This is a genomic window from Escherichia sp. KTE96, assembly GCF_000408525.1.
GTDB classification, from domain to species: Bacteria; Pseudomonadota; Gammaproteobacteria; order Enterobacterales; family Enterobacteriaceae; genus Escherichia; species Escherichia marmotae.
The window spans coordinates 628,813-651,909 of sequence record NZ_KE137146.1; the positions used below are offsets into that span (position 1 = coordinate 628,813).

The 23,097-nt window shown below is 51.9% G+C and carries 17 protein-coding genes; 5 read left to right on the forward strand and 12 right to left on the reverse strand.

Translation table 11 applies throughout. From position 1 onward, the window contains the following. Window positions 1-43 precede the first annotated feature (43 nt). Window positions 44-3,325 carry a DUF5107 domain-containing protein gene (locus A1WG_RS18360; protein WP_001516886.1) on the reverse strand — a complete coding sequence of 1,094 codons (3,282 nt, stop codon included), beginning with the start codon at window positions 3,323-3,325 and terminating at the stop codon, window positions 44-46. Between the two features lie 117 nt (window positions 3,326-3,442). Here A1WG_RS18360 and A1WG_RS18355 point away from each other — a divergent pair, with 117 nt between their 5' ends. Further along, window positions 3,443-4,636 carry an ROK family protein gene (locus A1WG_RS18355; protein WP_001516887.1) on the forward strand — a complete coding sequence of 398 codons (1,194 nt, stop codon included), beginning with the start codon at window positions 3,443-3,445 and terminating at the stop codon, window positions 4,634-4,636. 199 nt (window positions 4,637-4,835) lie between these two features. On the opposite strand, the gene glyA is transcribed toward A1WG_RS18355, so the two are convergent. Continuing rightward, the gene (gene glyA / locus A1WG_RS18350; protein WP_000919159.1) at window positions 4,836-6,089 is read right to left on the reverse strand and encodes a serine hydroxymethyltransferase; all 1,254 of its coding nucleotides are present in this window, start codon (window positions 6,087-6,089) and stop codon (window positions 4,836-4,838) included. Between the two features lie 329 nt (window positions 6,090-6,418). Between glyA and hmpA the strand changes: the two genes are divergently transcribed. Continuing rightward, complete coding sequence (gene hmpA / locus A1WG_RS18345; RefSeq protein WP_001516889.1) at window positions 6,419-7,609, forward strand: NO-inducible flavohemoprotein; 1,191 nt, start codon at window positions 6,419-6,421, stop codon at window positions 7,607-7,609. A gap of 43 nt (window positions 7,610-7,652) precedes the next feature. Here the strand turns inward: hmpA and glnB are convergent, their stop codons facing one another. The 5 genes from glnB to purL form a co-directional block, all read right to left on the reverse strand. Beyond that, entirely contained in the window at window positions 7,653-7,991 is a 339-nt protein-coding gene (gene glnB, locus A1WG_RS18340) for a nitrogen regulatory protein P-II (RefSeq protein WP_000717694.1), read from the reverse strand. A gap of 60 nt (window positions 7,992-8,051) precedes the next feature. Beyond that, window positions 8,052-9,386, reverse strand: a complete 1,335-nt coding sequence (gene glrR, locus A1WG_RS18335) for a two-component system response regulator GlrR (protein WP_001516890.1) — start codon at window positions 9,384-9,386, stop codon at window positions 8,052-8,054. After that, the gene (gene qseG / locus A1WG_RS18330) at window positions 9,376-10,089 is read right to left on the reverse strand and encodes a two-component system QseEF-associated lipoprotein QseG (RefSeq protein ID WP_001215851.1); all 714 of its coding nucleotides are present in this window, start codon (window positions 10,087-10,089) and stop codon (window positions 9,376-9,378) included. Before qseG ends, glrR begins: the two co-directional genes overlap by 11 nt. A 164-nt stretch (window positions 10,090-10,253) precedes the next feature. After that, window positions 10,254-11,681, reverse strand: a complete 1,428-nt coding sequence (qseE, locus tag A1WG_RS18325; protein WP_001516892.1) for a two component system sensor histidine kinase QseE/GlrK — start codon at window positions 11,679-11,681, stop codon at window positions 10,254-10,256. A 588-nt stretch (window positions 11,682-12,269) separates the two neighbouring features. Further along, entirely contained in the window at window positions 12,270-16,157 is a 3,888-nt protein-coding gene (gene purL, locus A1WG_RS18320; RefSeq protein ID WP_001516893.1) for a phosphoribosylformylglycinamidine synthase, read from the reverse strand. A 257-nt stretch (window positions 16,158-16,414) separates the two neighbouring features. Between purL and mltF the strand changes: the two genes are divergently transcribed. Beyond that, the gene (mltF, locus tag A1WG_RS18315; protein WP_000734181.1) at window positions 16,415-17,971 is read left to right on the forward strand and encodes a membrane-bound lytic murein transglycosylase MltF; all 1,557 of its coding nucleotides are present in this window, start codon (window positions 16,415-16,417) and stop codon (window positions 17,969-17,971) included. On the opposite strand, the gene tadA is transcribed toward mltF, so the two are convergent. Both tadA and yfhb read right to left on the reverse strand, forming a co-directional pair. Further along, window positions 17,968-18,471 (reverse strand): tRNA adenosine(34) deaminase TadA, encoded by a 504-nt coding sequence (gene tadA / locus A1WG_RS18310; RefSeq protein WP_001516895.1) that lies wholly within the window; start codon window positions 18,469-18,471, stop codon window positions 17,968-17,970. The two genes, mltF and tadA, sit on opposite strands and share 4 nt — an antisense overlap. 57 nt (window positions 18,472-18,528) lie before the next feature. Next, window positions 18,529-19,164: a phosphatidylglycerophosphatase C gene (gene yfhb / locus A1WG_RS18305; protein ID WP_000190640.1), complete on the reverse strand. Its 636-nt coding sequence runs from the start codon at window positions 19,162-19,164 to the stop codon at window positions 18,529-18,531. 208 nt (window positions 19,165-19,372) lie between these two features. Between yfhb and A1WG_RS18300 the strand changes: the two genes are divergently transcribed. Both A1WG_RS18300 and yfhL read left to right on the forward strand, forming a co-directional pair. Beyond that, entirely contained in the window at window positions 19,373-20,221 is an 849-nt protein-coding gene (locus tag A1WG_RS18300; protein ID WP_001013776.1) for a MurR/RpiR family transcriptional regulator, read from the forward strand. 55 nt (window positions 20,222-20,276) lie between these two features. Next, on the forward strand, window positions 20,277-20,537 hold the full coding sequence (gene yfhL / locus A1WG_RS18295) for a 4Fe-4S dicluster ferredoxin YfhL (RefSeq protein ID WP_001196284.1): 261 nt from the start codon (window positions 20,277-20,279) through the stop codon (window positions 20,535-20,537). A 702-nt stretch (window positions 20,538-21,239) separates the two neighbouring features. Here the strand turns inward: yfhL and acpS are convergent. The 3 genes from acpS to recO are packed head-to-tail and all read right to left on the reverse strand — an operon-like array spanning window position 21,240 to window position 23,091. Beyond that, window positions 21,240-21,620, reverse strand: coding sequence for a holo-ACP synthase (gene acpS, locus A1WG_RS18290; protein WP_000986026.1), 381 nt, complete (start codon window positions 21,618-21,620; stop codon window positions 21,240-21,242). After that, complete coding sequence (pdxJ, locus tag A1WG_RS18285; RefSeq protein ID WP_001516896.1) at window positions 21,620-22,351, reverse strand: pyridoxine 5'-phosphate synthase; 732 nt, start codon at window positions 22,349-22,351, stop codon at window positions 21,620-21,622. The genes acpS and pdxJ overlap by 1 nt, the downstream gene beginning before the upstream one ends. A gap of 11 nt (window positions 22,352-22,362) precedes the next feature. Continuing rightward, window positions 22,363-23,091, reverse strand: coding sequence for a DNA repair protein RecO (recO, locus tag A1WG_RS18280; protein ID WP_000399390.1), 729 nt, complete (start codon window positions 23,089-23,091; stop codon window positions 22,363-22,365). Window positions 23,092-23,097 lie beyond the last annotated feature (6 nt).

A 23,097-nucleotide genomic window follows, 5' to 3' on the forward strand; every position in this document is an offset into this window, starting at 1 on the left:
TGAGCGGCAGCGCATGCCGCTCAAATATTACAGTTAATAGGGTTTAGTGAACGTAGTTAAAAATAAAAGGCATCACGGTGGTGAATAATGCCGCTTTCGGCCAGGCCGGATTAATCGCCGTCAGTTCAGCGCGCACAGATTCATATTGCGCAATCTCCCCTAATCCCGCAGCCGCCAGCATCGACACCATCAGGCATTTTTCTTTATGCTGCTGTTGTAAATCGCCATACAGCGACAACAAGTCCGGTTGTGAAACAGCAAAGAAATCCGCTTCGATACTGGTTTTCGCCATCTGTTGCGCCCACTGTTTCATTTCACTGAACAGTTGCTGTGCCGTTTGTTGTTCGCCCAGCAATCGCAGTGCCATCCCTTGCCAGAAGAGATAATCGACCGGCTGATCGTTGTAATAACTGTGGATGTTAATGGTGCGATCGCCGGTCGCCGCCATTCGTAAGCAGCGCGTCGCCTCAGCTTCATCGCCCTGCGTTTTCGCGCATACTGCCTGCCAGAACCAGATGTCGTTATCAGTCTGCCCAGGTAAACGACCTTCGCTTAAATTCTCCGGATAATGCAGCGCGGCATGAAGCAGTTCGCTTGCCTGCTGCGGCTGTCTGGCATCAAGGTGTTGCCAGGCGCGTAACAACTGGTTGAGGATAAACTGGCAGGTAACTTTCCCTTCCCCGCCTTCCCACGGATGGAATTTGCGCGTGGCGAGAATGTCCGCCGCTTTGTCTGCCTGACCGGTGAGATGCCACAAATTGAGCAGTTCTGCGGTCATGTCGTCGCGTTTCAGGGCAATTTCCAGATTATTTTCCAGACGTGCCAGTCGTTTCTCCGGCGAAGATCCGGTTAACTTATCCAACAAATCGCGTTCGAAAAGCAGACGTGCATCCTGTGGCGCAAGCTGATAAGCATTATCAAGATAACGCGCGGCCAGTTCATCATCGTGCTGCTTATTCCACGCATGGATCGCCAACCCGCGCCAGCCGTCGGCAAACTCCGGCGACATCTCTACGCAACGCTGCCATAAGGCAATGGCTTTGTCGTAGCAACGCTTGTTGTAGTAGAAGCAGGCCAGTAAATGACGGGCGAACCAACACTCTTCAATGCTCTCCAGTGCCGCCACTTCCTCCAGCGTATTCGGGAAACGGACAAACTGCGGAAAGACATCAATGGCTTTTGTCACCAGTTCGCCACGATCAGCTTTCGGCAATAAGCTCGCTTGCAGATAAAGCGGCAACGTGCGTTGGCAGTCCAGTGCGTTCAGCATCTCTGCCGCCAGGGCGGGCATTCCCCAGTTAATCAACTGCCCGGCAGTCATCAGGGCGTTCACGTCGCGCCCCTGACACAGACCTCGCCACTGCGTGAAGGCAGATTCAGAACGACCATCGAACCAGTTCAACCACCACAGGGTGGCGTTCAGCGGATAATCGCGCAGCAGTTTCTCGCGCTGTAAACGCGCATTATCCTGACGGCCGCTTAATACCAGCAGCAGATTATGCAGGCAAAGCACTTCCTGATTAGTTGGGCAGGCGCGCAGGCTTTGTTGGCAAAAATCCAGCCCTGCCTCGAAGTTGCCATTACGCGCCGCCAGTCGTGCCAGACCGTAATAGCCGCCCGCTTTACTGTTGCCGCTCCAGACTGCACGCCAGAAATCCTCTTCAGCTTGTTGATATTGCCCCTGACGTTCGTAAGCACTGGCGCGAATCAAACTTGCCTGTCCGCACTGCGGGTTTTTATTCAGTGCATGTGCGCGTTTTAGCGCCTGACTGGCATATGCCACCGCTTGCGGGAAATCTGCGCGGTTATATTCCAGCATCGCCAGGGCCAGGTTGCAGCGATAATCGAGCGGATCCAACGCCACGCCGCGCAGGTAGTAATCGAACGGCGAACGGCTGGCGTGATGGTATTGCTCCAGATGCTGACCGACAAACCAGGCTTTATCTGTACTGGTAATGTCTTGTGCTGCCAGTGGCGCTTTAGCAACGTCCGGCAACGGTAGCTCTTGCGGCTGATGTTCCTGATAACTCAGTACAATATTGCCGTCAGCATCGGAAAGTTCGATAGTCAATCTGCCCGGATCAATACCGTGTAACACGCCCTGGATGGCGGTCGCTGGTGTCAGGGCTACGGCATCGTCAAGTAACACGTTGCATTTGCCGATTTCGCGGATCGCCAGACGATATCCACTCAACGGGGAGATGGCATACAGCCCCCACTCAATCCCCCGCTCGCTACGCTCTAATTTAATCACCGCGTCGCGGGAGGCGTTTTGCACCATGCCCAGAGAATGATAAGGCAGGAAATACTGCTCGAAACGCTTCTCTTCGTAAGCATCAAGCCAGGTAAAATCGGGCTGGTTGTCAGCAAAAATGCCAGTCATCAGTTCGATATACGGGCCGTTATTGTCGGTCAGGCTCTTATCCCACGCCTGACCAAATTCACTGTGTCCCCAGCTCCACTGTTTTTTACCTGGTGCAATATGGTGGTTGGCAACGTGAAGCAAACCGCCATCTTCATCGTGACACCACGCGCCAACAAAATCGTACTGTGATTTTTCGGCCATATATGATGTTGGAACGGGTACATTTTTATAACGAGAAATGTCCACTCCGGCGGAGTAGTCCACTTTGTAATAGGTTCCGGTGGCAATGGGGAAAGCTGAAACGGCCCGTTTGCCATGATCGAATACCGCAGTCACATCCGGTGGGAAAACACTCTGATGCCCTTCACCACCTTTCACCGCCGGATTGGCCCACCACAAAAAATGACGCGGCGTAGCATTGCCGTTATAGACGCGGCTGGCGATTTCCAGTGCGGCACGGTCAGGGCGCAGCGTGAAACCGGTCATCACCTGTAAACCGTGCATCGGTTCCGTTTCGCCAGCCCATACTGTCTGTGCGCCATCTTCATGTGCTTCGATGGCGAAATCAACGGGCATAAAGGTGGTCGGGCGATGGTGTTGCGGCCAGTTAAACTCAATCCCGCCCGAGATCCACGGCCCCAGCAGCCCTACCAGCGCCGGTTTTATCACCTCATTGTGATAGACAAAATCGCGCTGTTTTACTTTATCCCACGCGCGATGCACACGACCGCCCAGTTCCGGCAGGATCATCACTTTGATGTAGTCGTTTTCCAGCCATACCGCCTGCCACGATTTCAGGGTTTTCTGCTCGCTCAGCGTATCCGTCACGCCATAGGGATAAACCGCGCCGGACGATCCCTGATAAACGCGATTTTCCAGAAACATGGGATGTATATCCTGCGGCCCGGTTTCATAGGTCGGGATCTCAACGCGCTCTTGCCACACTTTTACTGGAGTCATGGTGCCCTCAATATTAACAAGACATACTGAATTAAAAGATTTGTGGCAGTGTATTGAACAATCTGGCAATGTTTTCGCGGAATAATCACGCAATTAACTAAACAAGGTTTAGTGAAGATGAGAGCCTGCATTAACAATCAACAGATCCGCCACCATAACAAATGCGTGATTCTGGAACTGCTGTACCGGCAAAAACGTGCCAATAAATCGACGCTGGCCCGACTGGCGCAAATTTCGATTCCGGCAGTCAGTAATATTTTGCAGGAGCTGGAAAACGAAAAGCGGGTGGTGAATATCGACGATGAAAGCCAGACGCGCGGGCATAGCAGCGGCACATGGCTCATTGCACCGGAGGGTGCCTGGACGCTGTGTCTGAACGTTACGCCCACCAGCATTGAGTGTCAGGTCGCTAATGCCTGTTTAAGTCCGAAAGGTGAATTTGAACGCTTTCAGATTGACGCTCCGACACCGCAGGCGCTATTGGCGGAGATCGAAAAATGCTGGCATCGCCATCGCAAACTGTGGCCAGAGCGCACTATCAATCTGGCGCTGGCAATTCACGGCCAGGTTGATCCGGTCACCGGCGTATCGCAAACCATGCCGCAAGCGCCGTGGACAGCGCCGGTTGAGGTGAAATATCTGCTGGAAGAGAAGCTCGGCATTCGGGTAATGGTCGATAATGACTGCGTGATGCTGGCGCTGGCGGAGAAATGGCAAAAAAATTCGCAGGGGCGTGATTTCTGCGTGATCAACGTTGATTACGGCATTGGCTCGTCGTTCGTGATTAACGAGCAAATTTATCGCGGCAGTTTGTATGGCAGCGGACAGATTGGTCACACCATCGTTAACCCCGATGGCGTCGCCTGCGATTGTGGACGTTACGGCTGCCTGGAAACCGTCGCCTCGTTAAGCGCATTAAAAAAGCAGGCGCGGGTATGGCTAAAATCACAGCCGGACAATACTCAACTTGATCCCGAAAAACTGACTACCGCGCAATTAATCGCTGCCTGGCAAAGTGGAGAACCGTGGGTCACCAGTTGGGTTGACCGCAGTGCTAACGCCATTGGTTTAAGTCTGTATAACTTCCTCAACATCCTCAATATTAATCAGATTTGGCTGTATGGTCGTAGCTGCGCCTTTGGCGAGAACTGGCTTAATACCATTATTCGCCAGACAGGGTTTAATCCGTTCGACCGCGATGAAGGGCCTGGCGTGAAAGCGACGCAAATTGGCTTCGGGCAATTAAGCCGCGCGCAACAGGTGCTGGGGATTGGCTATTTGTATGTTGAAGCGCAGTTACGGCAAATTTAATGCCGCGATAACGTAACAAGGCTTCCCGAAGGAAGCCTCGCGATGATCACAAACGTAAGATTGCCTGATGCGCTACGCTTATCAGGCCTACACGGATATTGCAATGTATTGAATTTGCAAAGTTTTGTAGGCCGGATAAGGCGTTCATGCCGCATCCGGCATGAACAACGAGCACATTGTCAGCAAACCACCGTTTCGCTTATGCGTAAACCGGGTAGCGAGCGCAGATGTCGAGAACTTTACCTTTGATGCGCTCGATAACCGCTTCATCATTGATGCTGTCCAGCACGTCACACATCCAGCCAGCCAGTTCTTTCGCTTCTGCTTCTTTAAAGCCGCGACGGGTAATCGCCGGAGTACCCACACGAATACCGGAGGTCACAAACGGGCTCTTCGGATCGTTCGGTACGCTGTTTTTGTTCACGGTGATGTTAGCACGGCCCAGAGCGGCGTCAGCTTCTTTACCGGTCAGGTTTTTATCAACCAGATCAACCAGGAACAGGTGGTTATCAGTACCGCCGGAAACCACTTTGTAGCCGCGCTCGAGGAACACTTCTACCATCGCTTTGGCGTTTTTCGCGACCTGCTGCTGGTAAGTTTTGAACTCCGGCTCCATCGCTTCTTTCAGCGCTACTGCTTTACCGGCGATTACGTGCATCAGCGGACCGCCCTGCCCACCCGGAAAGACTGCAGAGTTCAGTTTTTTGTACAGTTCTTCGCTACCACCTTTCGCCAGGATCAGGCCGCCGCGCGGACCCGCCAGGGTTTTGTGAGTGGTAGTAGTGACAACGTGAGCATGAGGAACCGGGTTCGGATAGACGCCAGCAGCAACCAGGCCCGCAACGTGCGCCATATCAACGAACAAGTAAGCACCGATGCTGTCAGCGATTTCACGCATTTTCGCCCAGTCAACCACGCCGGAATATGCTGAGAAGCCGCCGATGATCATTTTCGGTTTGTGTTCTTTCGCTTGTTTTTCCAGATCTGCGTAGTCGATATGACCTGTTGCATCGATACCGTAAGGAACGATGTTGTACAGTTTACCGGAGAAGTTAACCGGAGAACCGTGAGTCAGGTGACCGCCGTGTGCCAGGTTCATACCCAGAACGGTATCGCCTGGTTCCAGCAGCGCGGTGTAGACCGCAAAGTTAGCCTGGGAACCGGAGTGCGGCTGAACGTTAGCGTAGTCAGCGCCGAACAGCTCTTTCGCGCGATCAATCGCCAGTTGTTCGACGATATCAACATACTCGCAACCGCCGTAGTAACGTTTACCCGGATAACCTTCAGCATATTTGTTGGTTAGCTGAGAGCCCTGTGCTTGCATTACGCGCGGGCTGGTGTAGTTTTCGGAGGCGATCAGTTCGATGTGCTCTTCCTGACGTACTTTTTCCTGCTCCATAGCCTGCCACAGTTCGGCATCATAATCGGCAATGTTCATTTCACGCTTTAACATCCGCATCTCCTGACTCAGCTAACAATAAAATTTTTTCGCCTAATTTTGGCGGTCCTGATGGACAACGGCGAACAGTATAACCGAATCATTCTGCGATAACAGGTCTTGACAAAGGAATTTACGCAAACGATTACCTTCAAGCACGTCAAGGCTTTGGTGAATAAAGGACTTACTCCCGGAAACGGATTTCTTTTCAGGTTTGTGATGCAAATTTTTCACTTCATCACATTCCTAATGAAAAACACCAAGGAACCATTTACAGGACAGGGTTATTTTTTATAAGATGCATTTGAGATACATCAATTAAGATGCAAAAAAAGGAAGACTCTATGCTTGACGCTCAAACCATCGCTACAGTAAAAGCCACTATCCCTTTGCTGGTGGAAACAGGGCCGAAATTAACCGCCCATTTCTACGACCGTATGTTTACTCATAACCCAGAACTCAAAGACATTTTCAATATGAGTAACCAGCGTAATGGCGATCAACGTGAAGCCCTGTTTAACGCCATTGCCGCCTACGCCAGTAATATTGAAAACCTGCCTGCGCTGCTGCCAGCAGTGGAGAAAATCGCGCAGAAACACACCAGCTTCCAGATCAAACCGGAGCAGTACAACATCGTAGGCGAACACCTGCTGGCCACCCTCGACGAAATGTTCAGCCCGGGTCAGGAAGTGCTGGACGCATGGGGCAAAGCGTATGGCGTACTGGCAAATGTGTTTATCAATCGCGAAGCAGAAATTTATAACGAAAACGCCAGCAAAGCCGGTGGCTGGGAAGGTACGCGCGATTTCCGCATTGTGGCTAAAACACCACGCAGCGCATTGATCACCAGTTTCGAACTGGAACCGGTCGACGGTGGCGCAGTGGCAGAATACCGTCCGGGACAATATCTCGGCATTTGGCTGAAGCCGGAAGGTTTCCCGCATCAGGAAATTCGTCAGTACTCTTTGACCCGTAAACCGGATGGCAAAGGCTATCGTATTGCAGTGAAACGCGAAGATGGCGGACAGGTATCCAACTGGCTGCACAATCACGCTAACGTTGGCGATGTCGTTAAGCTGGTGGCTCCGGCTGGTGATTTCTTTATGGATGTAGCGAATGACACGCCAGTGACCTTAATCTCTGCGGGTGTCGGTCAGACGCCAATGCTGGCGATGCTCGACACGTTGGCAAAAACAGGCCATAGCGCCCAGGTGAACTGGTTCCATGCTGCAGAAAATGGCGATGTTCACGCCTTTGCCGATGAAGTTAAGGAACTGGGGCAATCGCTGCCGCGCTTTACCGCGCATACCTGGTATCGTCAGCCAAGTGAAGCCGATCGCGCGAAAGGTCAGTTTGATAGCGAAGGTCTGATGGATCTGAGCAAACTCGAAGGTGCGTTCAGCAATCCGACAATGCAGTTCTATCTCTGCGGCCCGGTTGGCTTCATGCAGTTTGCCGCAAAACAGTTAGTGGATCTGGGCGTGAAGCAGGAAAACATTCATTACGAATGCTTTGGCCCACATAAGGTGCTGTGATTTGATATTGCCGGATGGAGACATCCGGCAACCCCGACGCGGTTTAAATTGCCGCGTCGTCCTCTTCACCGGTACGGATACGAATGACCCGTGCCACGTCAAAGACGAAGATTTTACCGTCACCAATTTTACCGGTTTGCGCTGTGCGAATAATGGTGTCTACACAGGTATCCACAATGTCGTCGGGTACGACGATCTCAATTTTCACCTTCGGCAGAAAATCCACCATATACTCCGCGCCGCGATACAGCTCGGTATGGCCTTTCTGGCGGCCAAAACCTTTCACTTCGGTTACCGTCATACCGGTAATGCCGACTTCAGCCAGTGCTTCGCGGACATCGTCCAGCTTGAAGGGTTTAATAATCGCATCAATCTTTTTCATGCTATTCCTTGAAAAGGTCGCCTGTCTTTTGATCTGCTAAACGTAACACATTACGCCAATTCATTCCTTGAAATCGTTTGCATCCAGTTCGTGTCGGGAAAGCAGTTTATAAAATTCTGTCCGGTTGCGCCCCGCCATTCTCGCCGCGTGGGTGACATTGCCTTTGGTGATTTGCAGCAGCTTGCGCAAGTAGTTGAGTTCAAACTGATTACGCGCCTCAACAAAGGTGGGTAGCGCCGTGTTTTCTCCTTCCAGCGCCTGCTCCACCAGCGCATCACTAATCACCGGAGATGACGTCAGCGCCACGCACTGTTCAATCACATTCACCAACTGGCGCACATTGCCCGGCCAGGTGGCGGTCATCAGGCGCTTCATCGCATCGGTGGAGAACGCACGGACAAACGGTTTATGTCGCTCTGCCGCCTGACGCAATAAATGGTTTGCTAACAACGGAATATCTTCCGTGCGTTCCGCCAGTGCGGGGATCTTCAGACTAACAACGTTGAGGCGGTAATAGAGATCTTCGCGGAACTCACCTCGCGCCATCGCTTTTGGCAGGTCGCGATGAGTGGCGGAAATAATCCGCACGTCGATATCAATATCGCGGTTGCTGCCCAGCGGACGGACTTTGCGCTCCTGCAACACGCGCAGCAATTTTACCTGTAACGGCGCGGGCATATCGCCAATCTCATCGAGAAACAGCGTACCGCCTTCCGCCGCCTGGAATAAACCTTCGCGATTGCTGACGGCACCAGTAAACGCGCCGCGTGCATGACCAAACAGTTCTGACTCCAGCAACTGTTCAGGCAATGCGCCACAGTTAATGGCAATAAACGGTTTGTTGTTGCGTGGGCTGGCGTTGTGGATCGCCTGGGCGAAAATCTCTTTCCCCGTGCCGCTCTGGCCGTTAATCAGCACACTAACGTCAGACTGCGCTACCAGCCTCGCCTGTTCCAGCAAACGCAGCATCAGCGGACTGCGGGTGACAATAGCCTCGCTCCAGCGTCCGTCGGTGGCTGGCGCGGATTGCTCCAGCGCATCGTCAATTGCCTGATACAACGCGTCTTTATCGACGGGTTTGGTGAGGAAACTAAACACGCCTTGCTGTGTCGCGGAAACGGCATCGGGAATGGAACCATGCGCGGTGAGGATGATAACCGGCATCCCCGGCTGCACTTTCTGGATTTCGGCAAACAGTTGCATACCGTCCATTTCATCCATCCGCAGGTCGCTGATGACTAAATCTATTTTTTCGCGATTCAGTACCCGCAACCCTTCAGCGCCACTTTCCGCCGTGACCACGCTGTAGCCTTCGCTGGTCAGGCGCAGACCAAGTAATTTCAACAATCCGGGATCATCATCGACCAATAATAAATGCGCAGGTTTATGGCTCATCAGGGGTGACCTCATTGGTAGATGGCGCGGGCTTTTCACTCTCGTGCGTCGCGTCCGGCGCGAAATTTCCGGCAGGTTTACGGGTCGAGAGCTGACGTTCAATATCGGTCAGATTTTCCAGTTTACGGGTGGTAAGTTCCAGTTGCTGCTGTAGAACGTGATGTTGCTGGCGCAAAGCATCCAGCTCGCTATCGCTGGACTGCTGGAGTTTACTGTAGCGTTGACGCTCTTCCGCCAGTTGCAATTGTAACGCCTGACCATCGCGCCAGAGCTGATACAGCGGGCGAACCTGCGCCGGGATCTCGGTACTTAACGCGTCAATGCGCGCAACTAACTGGCGGCGCTCAAAAGGCGTAATTTTAGCGTCGGCCAGCAAAATTCCCTGTTTAAAGGTATTTTGCCAGCTACCGTCGCCATACTTGCGGGCTTCCTGACGCGATTGCGCTGGCATTAAGCGGTTGGCACAATCCATCGCCCGTAGCCAGTAAAGCGGGTTAGTTTCGGTTGATTTCCCTTGCAGCGCCCAGATGTCACTACATTCAGTAGGAAGATAATCAGCCAGTTGATAAACCGGAATTTTTTCTTCTGCTGGCGTATTAAGAGCTGGTTTATTGTAACTCTGCACACAACCCAGCAATGCCAGACAAGGCAACCCCGCCAGCCATAGCCGCCGGGGCAAAATTTGTTGAAAAATGTGTCGCATATTCACCAGACTTAGAGCCTTTCCCAGTGGGCGTAATTGTTGCAGGAAGTTTGGACATGGACAGCGCGAAGAAACCGGAGCGTACACGTAGTACGTGAGGATTTCGAGCACTGCCCGGGGCCAAACTGGCAAATAAAATAGCCTAATGGGATAGGCTCTTAGCATTATTTCGTGTTTTTTGACGCAGGCAATTCAATACGGAAACAAACGTCTTGCCCGCTCTCATCGACCAGATACAGTTCCCCTTGCATACGGCGAATACAATCCCTGGCAATGCTTAATCCCAGACCGCTGCCCTTCACCGCCCCTTTTCGCTGGTGACTTCCCTGAAAAAAGGGTTCGAAGATCATGGCGCGTTCCTCTTGCGGAATGGGCGTACCTGTATTGATGACATCAATGTAAACCCGCGCACCATGTAAGCTGCTGTGAAGGCAAATGTTACCGGATTCAGCCCCGTAGTGCACCGCATTGGAGTAAAGATTATCCAGCACGCTCATCAACAACATTGGCTCTGCCTGGCAAACTGTTGCCTGCAGATCGACGTCGGTATGCATCATTTTAGCCCGTGCAGGCAAGCTGTGAGCGGAAACTACCATCTCCACCAGTGGTGCAAGCTCGACGTTCTCCAGTGCCACCGCGCCGTCCGCCTGTTTACGGTTGTAATCAAGCAGTTGTTCGATCAGCTTTTGCAGATTGCGACTGCTGTTATCGAGAATGCTCACCACCTCTTTCTGCTCTGCCGTGAGCGGCCCAACAACCTGATCAGCAAGTAATTCAGTACCTTCGCGCATACTCGCCAGCGGCGTTTTTAATTCATGAGATAGATGTCTTAAAAACTGATGGCGTTGAGATTCCAGCCATGACAGGCGCTCGCTTAACCAGATAATTCGTTGCCCGACCGAACGTAATTCACGAGGGCCGCTGAACGAAACGCTATTCCCCAGAGAACGCCCTTCCCCCAATCGGTTGATCATCCGTTCAATATTTTTTACCGGACCGATAATCATCCGTGTGAAAAGCAGCACCATTACCAGGCTTACCAGAAACAGTACCAGCGATTGCCAGCCGAAATATTGCCCACGTTCGGCAATTTCTCGTTGCAGTTGCTGCCCACGAGAGAACACCACGGTGCGCGTGGCCTGTACCATTTCAGTATTCGCGTTGGCGAAGGCTTCCAGACGCGCAGCAGCGGCGGCATCGGGGCCGCTGTTGTTGCACTGAAGTTGGGCGAGATTGTTCAAATCCTGACGCAATGCCTGGTAGAGTTTATCGTCCGGCAGCACGCCTGCGTGGGCGTCGAGCATTTCGCTGTAACGCTTGCGCTGGCTTTGGTAGACCTTCGCCAGGGTGGGATCGTCCAACACGCAATACTGACGGTAGCTACGCTCCATCTCCAGCGCCGCGTTGGTCATCGCTTCACTGCGCCGGGCATCGATAAGCGTCGTGCGGTTGACCAGCGCCGCCTGATCGCTAAGTACATTCAGGCTTTGCCAGGCTTGCCATGCCAACACTAACAAGGGCAGCAGGATCAGCAGGAATGCCAGCGTTACCAGTTGTCGTAATGAATGGGGAAAAACGGGCCAGCGTTTCAAGGCATTACTCTCGTCAGACGCGAATAACGTGATGCTAACCGAGGGGCTGTTCAGATACAACAAAGCCGGGAATTACCCGGCTTTGTTGTGGAATAAGGCGGTGCCTAACTCGACGTTTCGCCCGATGGTTGATATAGCTACGCTGATATCAGAAGTTGGACGGCAGGCACCTTGTTGTGCGTCATTCGGTTTTTATGTAGCACGTCCCGAAGGGGCTGACATAAGTGGGTGAATGAGCCACTGTTTACTATTATGCATTAACTGTGCCAATAAACAAAATAGTTTGATAACGTACTGATTGTACGTTGTTTTGATAGGTTTATGAGTGCTTCACGATTTGACTATAAATCAGCCGTTGTGTCGCCTAAAAGAGACGGTTAAAGATAAAATTATTAGTCTTAAATAAAATCAACAGGTTAAATGTCGCCAATAAGCGACACGGTAAACCACCCATTGTCGTGATTTACAGACACAAAAAAGCTCCCGGAGTTGGGAGCATATGATAATGGTTGGTGTTTAATGCCGGATGCGGCGTAAACGCCTTATCCGGCCTGTAAAACCAATGCGTTGCGTAAAATACCCGCAGTCTTACCCCAACTGCTTACGCGCATTGCGGAAAATACGCATCCACGGGCTATCCTCACCCCAGTTTTCCGGGTGCCAGGAGTTGCTGACAGTGCGGAAAACACGTTCCGGGTGCGGCATCATGATGGTGACACGACCGCTTTCAGTCGTGACCGCCGTAATGCCGTTCGGGGAACCGTTCGGGTTAGCCGGGTAAGTTTCAGTGACTTTACCAAAGTTATCAACATAGCGCAGCGCCACCAGCCCTTTGCTTTCCAGTGCCGCCAGATGCGCAGCGTCACGCACTTCCACGCGCCCTTCACCGTGAGAAACAGCTATCGGCATCTGTGAACCTACCATCCCCTGCAACAGCAGTGACGGGCTTTGGGTCACTTCAACCAGACTGAAACGCGCTTCAAAGCGATCGGAGGTGTTACGCACAAAACGTGGCCACAGGTCACTACCAGGGATCAATTCACGCAGATTAGACATCATCTGGCAACCGTTACATACCCCCAGCGCCAGCGTTTGCGGACGATGGAAGAAGGTTGCAAACTCATCGCGCACACGGTCGTTGAACAGGATAGACTTCGCCCAACCTTCACCTGCGCCCAGCACGTCACCGTAGGAGAAACCACCGCACGCGACCAGGGCGTGGAAATCCTCCAGGCCAGTGCGTCCAGCCAGCAGGTCGCTCATATGCACGTCGATAGCATCGAAGCCCGCACGGTGGAACGCTGCCGCCATTTCAACATGCGAGTTCACACCCTGCTCACGCAGCACAGCAACTTTCGGGCGCGCGCCAGTGGCAATAAACGGTGCCGCCACATCTTCGTTGATATCGAACGACAATTTCACATTCAGACCCGGATCGGCATCGTTATATTTCGCTTGGTGTTCCTGATCGGCACACTCCGGATTGTCACGCAGACGCTGCATCTGCCAGGTGGTTTCTGCCCACCAGACACGCAACGTGGTGCGACTTTCGCTGAATACAGCCTGCCCGTTGGCCGTAATCACAAAACGGTCACCAGAAACAGCCTGACCGACATAATGGACACAATCAGCAAGTCCGTGCTGTGCCAGTACGCCTTCTACGGCTTCACGGTCTGCAGCGCGTACCTGAATCACCGCCCCCAGCTCTTCGTTAAACAACGCGGCCAGGCGATCTTCACCCAGAGTTGCGATATCTGCTTCAATGCCGCAATGACCGGCAAACGCCATTTCCGCCAGCGTCACCAACAGGCCACCGTCAGAACGATCGTGGTAGGCGAGCAGCTTACGTTGGGCGACCAGCGCCTGAATGGCGTCGTAGAAACCTTTCAGTTGAGCAACATCGCGCACATCTGCCGGTATATCGCCAAGCTGACGATATACCTGCGCCAGCGCCGTTGCGCCCAGCGCGTTATTGCCTTTGCCGAGGTCAATCAGCAGCAGTGCGTTATCTTCGGTAGAAAGCTGCGGCGTAATGGTGTGACGCACATCTTCCACACGGGCAAATGCAGAGATTACCAGCGACAGCGGGGAGGTCATTTCGCGCTCTTCATTACCTTCCTGCCAGCGGGTTTTCATCGACATAGAGTCTTTACCGACCGGGATCGTCAGGCCGAGCGCCGGACAAAGTTCTTCGCCCACCGCTTTCACTGCTTCATACAGGCCCGCATCTTCACCAGGGTGACCTGCCGCCGCCATCCAGTTGGCGGAAAGTTTGATGCGTTTAATATCGCCAATCTGCGTAGCAGCAATGTTGGTTAACGCTTCACCGACCGCCAGACGAGCAGAGGCGGCAAAATCCAGCAGCGCAACCGGCGCACGTTCACCAATTGCCATTGCTTCACCGTAGTAGCTGTCGAGGCTGGCGGTAGTAACCGCACAGTTAGCTACCGGTATTTGCCACGGACCGACCATCTGATCGCGCGCCACCATGCCGGTTACGCTACGGTCGCCAATGGTAACGAGGAAGGTTTTCTCTGCCACGGTCGGCAGATGCAGCACGCGTTTCACCGCGTCAGCAATAGTAATCCCTTCACGAACCAGCGCGTCGCCTTTCGCTTTCAGCGTTTGTACATCGCGGGTCATCTTCGGCGTTTTACCAAGCAACACGTCCAGCGGCAGATCGATCGGCTGATTATCAAAATGACTATCGTGCAGAGAAAGATGCAGTTCTTCGGTTGCTTCACCAATCACCGCATATGGCGCGCGTTCACGCTTACACAGTTCGTCAAACAACGGCAACTGATCGGCGGCAACAGCCAGCACGTAGCGTTCCTGGGATTCGTTACACCAGATTTCCAGCGGACTCATCCCCGGTTCGTCGCTAAGAATATCGCGCAATTCGAATTTACCGCCACGCCCGCCGTCACTCACCAGTTCCGGCATAGCGTTAGAAAGACCACCTGCACCAACGTCATGGATAAACAGGATTGGGTTTGCATCGCCCAACTGCCAGCAGCGGTCGATCACTTCCTGGCAACGACGTTCCATTTCGGGGTTGTCGCGCTGTACAGAAGCGAAATCGAGGTCGGCATCAGACTGACCGGAAGCCATAGAAGACGCTGCTCCGCCGCCAAGACCGATGTTCATTGCCGGACCACCGAGGACGACGAGCTTAGCACCAACGTTGATTTCGCCTTTCTGCACATGATCGGCGCGGATGTTGCCGATCCCGCCCGCCAGCATGATCGGCTTGTGATAACCACGCAGCTCTTCGCCATTGTGGCTGTTCACTTTTTCTTCATAAGTACGGAAGTAACCGTTCAGTGCCGGACGGCCAAATTCGTTGTTAAACGCCGCGCCGCCCAGCGGGCCTTCGGTCATAATGTCCAGTGCGGTAACAATACGTTCCGGTTTACCAAAATCTTCTTCCCACGGCTGTTCAAAGCCTGGAATACGCAGGTTGGAAACGGAGAATCCAACCAGGCCGGCTTTCGGCTTCGCGCCGCGTCCGGTTGCGCCTTCATCACGGATTTCACCACCGGAACCGGTCGCCGCACCCGGCCACGGAGAAATTGCCGTCGGGTGGTTGTGGGTTTCCACTTTCATCAGGATGTGAGCCGGTTCCTGATGATAATCGTAGCGCCCCGTTTCATGGTCGGCAAAATAGCGGCCTACTTCGGAACCTTCCATCACGGCGGCGTTATCTTTATATGCAGAGAGAACGTGATCTGGTGTGGTTTCGAAGGTGTTTTTAATCATCTTGAACAGCGATTTTGGCTGTTGTTCACCGTCGATAATCCAGTCGGCGTTAAAAATCTTGTGACGGCAGTGCTCAGAGTTCGCCTGGGCGAACATATAAAGCTCGATGTCGTTCGGGTTACGACCAAGCTTTGTGAAAGCGTCTTGCAGATAGTCAATCTCATCTTCTGCCAATGCCAGACCAAGACGCAGGTTAGCGTCGATCAGGGCCTGACGACCCTGTCCCAGCAAATCAACGCTGGTAACCGGAGCCGGTTGATGATGAGCAAACAACTGCTTTGCATCATCTAACGCAAAAAAGACCGTTTCCATCATGCGGTCGTGTAGTTCAGCGGTAATCTGCTGCCATTGTTCGTGAGTCAGCGTACCGGCTTCAACATAGTAAGCAACGCCACGTTCAAGACGGTTTACCTGTTGCAGCCCGCAGTTATGGGCAATATCGGTCGCTTTCGAAGACCAGGGAGAGATGGTGCCAGGACGCGGAGTCACCAGCAGTAGTTTGCCTTGCGGGGCATGGCTGGCGAGTGCCGGGCCATATTTCAGCAGGCGTTCAAGTTGCGCGTGCTCATCATCGTTTAACGGTGCATTGAGGTCAGCAAAATGGACATACTCGGCGTAAATGTTGTGAACCTGGAGCCTGGCAGCCTGAAAACGTGCCAGCAGTTTATTGATTCGGAATGCCGACAGTGCAGGCGAACCACGCAGAATTTCCATCATAAGTCTCTCGTCTTCTAAGCTTTCGGTGTACCCAAAGGGGGGAAACGGGCGTCATTATAAAGAATCTGGCGTGCTGACGAAACCGTTTGCGTGGAAATAAAATCGCCGCCGTGGATTAGCAACGCGTGCCGCCAATATCTGTAATAAGTTGCCAACTGGCGCGGGTTTACGCAAAATGCCGCTCATTTATGATGAAACCTTTCTACATTATTACGATTTTTCAGGCAGGGAAAAGCACGACGCAGAGAATTAACTAATTGAAAAAATTAAAGATTAATTATCTGTTCATCGGTATTCTGGCACTGCTTCTCGCGGTCGCTCTCTGGCCATCCATTCCCTGGTTTGGTAAAGCCGACAACCGTATCGCCGCCATACAAGCGCGGGGAGAGTTGCGCGTGAGTACTATTCACACACCTCTCACCTGGAACGAAATCAACGGCAAACCCTTCGGGCTGGATTATGAACTGGCCAAACAGTTTGCTGACTATCTTGGCGTTAAACTGAAAGTCACCGTGCGGCAGAACATCAGCCAGTTATTTGACGATCTCGATAACGGTGATGCCGATCTGCTGGCTGCAGGGCTGGTCTATAACAGCGAAAGGGTTAAAAATTATCAACCCGGCCCAACCTATTATTCCGTTTCACAACAACTGGTCTATAAAGTGGGTCAGTATCGACCACGTACGCTGGGTAATCTGACGGCGGAAAAGTTGGCCGTCGCACCTGGGCATGTTGTCATTAATGATCTGCAAAAACTGAAAGAGACTAAGTTCCCGGAATTAGGCTGGAAAGTGGACGACAGAAAAGGGTCTGCGGAGTTAATGGAAGATGTTATCGAAGGTAAGCTGGATTACACCATTGCCGATTCTGTCGCTATCAGCTTGTTCCAGCGCGTTCACCCGGAACTCGCCGTGGCGCTGGATATTACCGATGAACAACCCGTGACCTGGTTTAGTCAATTAGATAACGATAATACGCTTTCTGCTGCCCTGCTCGATTTCTTCAATGAAATGAATGAGGACGGCACACTGGCGCGTATTGAAGAGAAATATCTCGGGCATGGCAATGATTTTGATTATGTCGATACGCGCACGTTTTTACGCGCCGTTGATGCTGTTCTGCCACAGTTAAAACCGCTATTTGAGAAATACGCCGAGGAAATTGACTGGCGTTTGCTGGCAGCGATAGCTTATCAGGAATCGCACTGGGACGCGCAGGCGACTTCTCCGACTGGCGTGCGCGGCATGATGATGTTAACCAAAAATACCGCGCAAAGCCTGGGCATTACCGACCGTACTGATGCCGAACAAAGCATCAGCGGCGGCGCGCGTTACCTGCATAATATGATGAGTAAAGTGCCAGAAAGCGTGCCAGAAAATGAGCGGATCTGGTTTGCGCTCGCCGCCTATAATATGGGCTATGCACACATGCTGGATGCCCGTGCCCTGACGGCAAAAACTAAAGGTAATCCTGATAGCTGGGCCGATGTTAAACAACGTCTGCCTTTGCTTAGCCAGAAACCCTATTACAGCAAGCTGACTTACGGCTATGCACGTGGGCATGAAGCCTATGCTTATGTAGAAAATATTCGTAAGTACCAGATTAGCCTGGTGGGTTACTTGCAAGAAAAAGAAAAGCAGGCAACAGAAGCGGCGATGCAGTTGGCTCAGGATTATCCGGCGGTATCGCCAGCGGAATTGGGTAAAGAAAAATTTCCCTTTCTCTCATTTCTTTCGCAGTCGTCATCTAATTATCTGACGCACTCCCCTTCTCTACTGTTTTCCAGGAAGGGAAGTGAAGAGAAACGAAATTAATCTGTCGCGGATTGCGCTTTTTTCTGCGCTTTGATTTCCTGACGGCGCATTCGGAAAAAATCGCTGAGTAGCGCCGCGCACTCATCCGCCAGTATTCCTTCCGTAATTTCCACTCGATGATTCATGCCCGGGTGGTGAAGTACATCCATTAATGATCCGGCGGCGCCAGTTTTCGCATCACGCGCGCCAAAGACCACGCGACCAATACGGCTGTGGATCATCGCTCCGGCGCACATCACGCACGGTTCCAGCGTGACATATAATGTCGCGTCGATCAGGCGATAGTTTTGCAGCACCAGCCCTCCCTGCCGCAGCGCCATGATTTCTGCATGAGCTGTAGGATCATGGCGACCAATAGGTCGGTTCCAGCCTTCACCGATTACCCGGTTGTTATGCACCAATACCGCGCCGACCGGCACTTCCCGCTCGTCCCAGGCACGTTTCGCCAGCGTCAGCGCATGACGCATCCAGTATTCGTGACTAAATTCGACTTCAGACAAAAAGAAAACTCCGGTTATAAAAGCGCGGCGCATTATACACGGACGCTATGCGTTACTCTATTCCAGTTGCTGGAGTTCGCCGCGAGGCGTTACCCGCCAGCGATGCTGACAGAAATAGAGTAGCGGGTTGTCCTGGTTACTATCACTATAGCCACTGTAAAGTCGCAGCGGCGTGCCGATTTTGCGTTCCAGTTGCGCGACCTTTTCATGGCCGAGACAGCGCATGGTCAGCACCCAGCCGCCATAGCCGCGCTGGATCTGACTGGCGATAAGATTAACGCGTGGTAACCAGGGCGTATCGAAATAAACCGCTTCGACCAACGGCTGAGGGGAACCGGTAATCAACCAAATGTCGGCATCGGAACTTAACAGATAGCTGGTCAGACGTTCCTGCACTAGCGGAAAGACTGTAACATTGTCGCGAAACCAATGCACAAAATCGGCCTGCAACGCCTGTATACGCGCTTCGCTATGACCAAAGGTACAACCCCATAGCAGCAGGCTCATCGGCCAGCGTGCCGCTCGGCCCTTGATTAATAATGCAATGACAATGATCGGCAACAGCGGCAGAACAAGTAGCGCATTCTGCGGCTGGCGGCGCAGTAAGTAGCGCAGAAAACAGCCAAACATATCCTGTTGATGCAATGTTCCATCTAAGTCAAAAAACACCACACGACGCTCGTGAGTTGCCAAACCATACCCCTCTGGACTGATACATCCTGATTAATTTTTGCTACTACATAGCCTAACAGATAGATCATCACTTTTCCGGCATCAATCTATCGCATAATGGCTGACTGGAATTTTTAATTCATGGTAATTGACTGTGATGGAATATAATATTCGCTCGCTTGTGTCTCATATTGCCTGTTGTCGCCATTAATTCATCGCGAGGAAAGATATGAACGGCTTACTTCGTATTCGTCAGCGTTACCAGGGACTTGCCCAGAGCGATAAAAAGCTGGCGGACTATCTCCTGCTACAACCTGACACTGCCCGCCACCTTAGCTCCCAACAACTGGCCAACGAAGCCGGAGTCAGTCAGTCCAGCGTAGTGAAGTTCGCGCAAAAACTCGGCTATAAAGGTTTTCCGGCCTTAAAGCTGGCATTGAGTGAAGCTCTGGCAAGCCAACCGGAATCTCCCTCCGTACCCATTCATAACCAAATTCGTGGTGATGATCCGTTACGGCTGGTGGGCGAAAAACTGATTAAAGAAAATACTGCTGCCATGTACGCAACACTGAACGTCAATAGTGAGGAGAAGCTACATGAATGCGTAGCGATGCTTCGTTCTGCACGGCGGATTATTCTGACCGGCATTGGCGCTTCCGGCCTGGTGGCGCAGAATTTTGCCTGGAAGCTGATGAAGATTGGTTTTAATGCTGCCGCTGAGCGTGATATGCACGCGTTACTCGCTACAGTACAGGCTTCATCGCCGGACGATTTGTTATTAGCCATCTCATACACGGGCGTGCGGCGCGAGTTAAACCTGGCAGCAGATGAGATGTTACGAGTGGGCGGTAAAGTGCTGGCCATCACCGGTTTCACCCCCAATGCCCTGCAACAGCGCGCTTCTCATTGCCTGTATACCATAGCCGAAGAACAAGCGACGAACAGTGCTTCGATCTCTGCATGTCATGCTCAGGGAATGCTAACGGATTTGCTATTTATTGCACTGATACAACAAGATCTCGAGTTAGCCCCAGAACGCATTCGCCACAGCGAGGCTCTGGTGAAAAAACTGGTTTGAGTAAAGAATGCGCGTATAATGCCCGCCCGGTTTGTGTTGTTTTGAGAGTTTCCTTATGGCGCTGTTAATCACTAAAAAATGCATCAATTGTGATATGTGTGAACCTGAATGCCCGAATGAGGCGATTTCAATGGGCGATCACATCTACGAGATTAACAGCGATAAGTGTACGGAATGCGTAGGTCACTACGAGACGCCAACCTGCCAGAAAGTATGTCCGATCCCCAATACCATTGTGAAAGATCCGGAGCATGTCGAGACGGAAGAACAGTTGTGGGATAAGTTTGTGCTGATGCATCACGCGGATAAAATTTAGTATTTTGCTTCTGGAGCAGAATATTGATTATTTACTCTTGTAAAACGAAATTATTATATTTATTTTTATGTTGCCATTAATAAACACATTCATTAAATAAAACCCCATAATATCTGCGCAGACATTTAATTATCATTATTAAAGGCGCGCCCGGCGGGTTCACCCGACGCGCCTTAATTACGTTTTCTGGTGTTACAAGAACAGAGGGATCAACTGTAAAATAGCAATGACGACTTTAATGCCCTGTTTAATAAGGTATATCGACAATCCGTCATTTGTTTTTCCTTAAACAAGGAATACAGCCATTCAGATTAGCCCTTACATCTCCCCAAAACTGAACGTGCGAGTTACTGGAATCGAGTGCCGCAAGCTTTGATGACACCACTCGTTTCAATGGGGGAATTCAGTAATATAGTGTAGAACACAGCAAAATCTCCAATAACGACGCCAATTCTAATGTACTTATGAAAAAGTGGTCACGTTAATCTTCTCATCAATATTAAATTCTTCGTCCCGGCTCGCATTTTTATGCCAGAAATTGCAAGTTGCTTATACAGACCAACTAAACTGCTCCATAATCATTTCTGTTGGAATCGTGTGCTGCACAATATTAAAATAGTAAAGTACCCCCCTGCTCCTTACCTGTTCGGGGGTTTTACTTTTTAAAAAGAACGGTACTTTTTTGATATTCAGGAAGGGCTTTTAACTTTCAATGATTACCGTGGCACAAGCGTAGTGGCGTTCATCTGCCAGCGTTACATGCATATGTGCGACGCCCAACTTTTCTGCCAGTTTTAACGCCTCGCCCCACAACCGTAGTCTTGGCTTGCCGAGCTCATCGTTAAACACTTCAAATTGATTAAATGCCAGGCCATTACGGATCCCAGTACCAAACGCTTTTGCCGCCGCCTCTTTCACAGCAAAACGTTTTGCCAGAAAACGCACCGGCTGATGATGCGTTTTCCAGATCTCCCATTCATTATCGCTTAATACACGTCGTGCCAGGCGATCACCGGATCGCGCGATTACCGCTTCTATGCGAGCGATCTCCACGATATCCGTGCCTAAACCTAATATTGCCATTAGCCACGCGCTTCCAGCATCAGGCGTTTCATTTCTGCCACGGCATCTTTCAGTCCGGTCATTACTGCGCGACCAATAATGGCATGACCTATATTCAGTTCGTGCATCTCTGGGATAGCGGCAATAGCTTTCACGTTGTGATAGGTCAGACCGTGACCAGCATTAACTTTCAAACCGAGGCTTGCGGCAAAGGTCGCGGCTTTCTCGATTCGCGCCAGCTCTTGCGCCTGTTCAGCGTCCGTTTTGGCATCAGCGTAACAACCGGTGTGGATTTCGATAAATGGTGCCCCCACCTCTGCTGCAGCTTTGATCTGCTCTTCGTCAGCGTCGATAAACAGAGAAACCTGAATCCCGGCATCTGCCAGACGTCTGCAGGCATCGCGCATTTTGTCACGCTGACCCGCGACGTCCAGGCCGCCTTCGGTTGTCACTTCCTGACGCTTTTCCGGCACCAGACAGCAGAAATGCGGCTTCGTCTCAACGGCAATCGCCAGCATCTCTTCAGTTACCGCCATCTCCAGATTCATGCGGGTATCTAGCGTCTGACGGAGGATGCGCACGTCACGGTCTGTAATGTGGCGGCGATCTTCACGTAAATGCACGGTAATGCCGTCCGCCCCCGCCTGTTCGGCAATAAATGCGGCCTGAACCGGGTCCGGATAAGCAGTACCGCGTGCATTGCGCAGCGTTGCGATATGGTCAATGTTGACGCCCAACAGTAATTCAGCCATGACAATCCTCATCAGTCATTAAATGTTTTCACTGTCCGCTTAGGTATAAACTGCCGGAACAGTTCCCTGCTTTTTAAAGGTTTACCGCCAAGATAAGGCTTAAGGGCCATACGGGTAAAGCGTTTCGCGGCGCGCAATGTGTCTGCGTCAGGAAATTCCCGCGCATGTAACGCTTTCAACTGCCGTCCGGTAAAGGTTTTATTGTCGATAACCACACTGGCGATAAATCCTTTTTCTTCGCGGTAACGATACGTCATGTTGTCATCCACCGGCTCACCGCTACCTGCGCAATGGGTAAAATTGACGCCATAACCCAGATGCCCAAGGAGCGCCAGTTCAAAACGACGCAACGCCGGTTCTGGCGTACCTGTGATCCCTGCCAGTGCCTGGATACAATGCAAATAATCGAAAAAAAGTTCCGAAAAGCGTGTTTCGTATTCCAGTACGCGGGAGAGGAGTTCGTTGATGTAAAGCCCGCTGTAAAGCGTGATACCGCTTAGCGGCAGTGCCAGCGAGACGGCTTCAGCACTGCGCAGCGTTTTGACTTCACCGCGCCCGCCAAAACGAAGCAAGAGGGGGGTGAAAGGCTGCAATGCGCCTTTCAGGGTAGAACGTTTTGAACGTGCGCCTTTAGCAACCAGACGCACGCGTCCCGATTCCTCCGTGAAGACGTCCAGCATCAGGCTGGTTTCGCTCCAGGGACGACTATGCAGTACGAATGCGCGCTGCCAGCCTTCCATCGGTGT

Bases quoted from the DNA above. Each gene is read 5' to 3' on its own strand.
- A1WG_RS18360 (WP_001516886.1), bottom strand. From the start codon at position 3,325: ATGACTCCAGTAAAAGTGTGGCAAGAGCGCGTTGAGATCCCGACCTAT.
- A1WG_RS18355 (WP_001516887.1), top strand. From the start codon at position 3,443: ATGAGAGCCTGCATTAACAATCAACAGATCCGCCACCATAACAAATGC.
- glyA (WP_000919159.1), bottom strand. From the start codon at position 6,089: ATGTTAAAGCGTGAAATGAACATTGCCGATTATGATGCCGAACTGTGG.
- hmpA (WP_001516889.1), top strand. From the start codon at position 6,419: ATGCTTGACGCTCAAACCATCGCTACAGTAAAAGCCACTATCCCTTTG.
- glnB (WP_000717694.1), bottom strand. From the start codon at position 7,991: ATGAAAAAGATTGATGCGATTATTAAACCCTTCAAGCTGGACGATGTC.
- glrR (WP_001516890.1), bottom strand. From the start codon at position 9,386: ATGAGCCATAAACCTGCGCATTTATTATTGGTCGATGATGATCCCGGA.
- qseG (WP_001215851.1), bottom strand. From the start codon at position 10,089: ATGCGACACATTTTTCAACAAATTTTGCCCCGGCGGCTATGGCTGGCG.
- purL (WP_001516893.1), bottom strand. From the start codon at position 16,157: ATGATGGAAATTCTGCGTGGTTCGCCTGCACTGTCGGCATTCCGAATC.
- A1WG_RS18300 (WP_001013776.1), top strand. From the start codon at position 19,373: ATGAACGGCTTACTTCGTATTCGTCAGCGTTACCAGGGACTTGCCCAG.
- yfhL (WP_001196284.1), top strand. From the start codon at position 20,277: ATGGCGCTGTTAATCACTAAAAAATGCATCAATTGTGATATGTGTGAA.
- acpS (WP_000986026.1), bottom strand. From the start codon at position 21,620: ATGGCAATATTAGGTTTAGGCACGGATATCGTGGAGATCGCTCGCATA.
- pdxJ (WP_001516896.1), bottom strand. From the start codon at position 22,351: ATGGCTGAATTACTGTTGGGCGTCAACATTGACCATATCGCAACGCTG.
- recO (WP_000399390.1), bottom strand. From the start codon at position 23,091: ATGGAAGGCTGGCAGCGCGCATTCGTACTGCATAGTCGTCCCTGGAGC.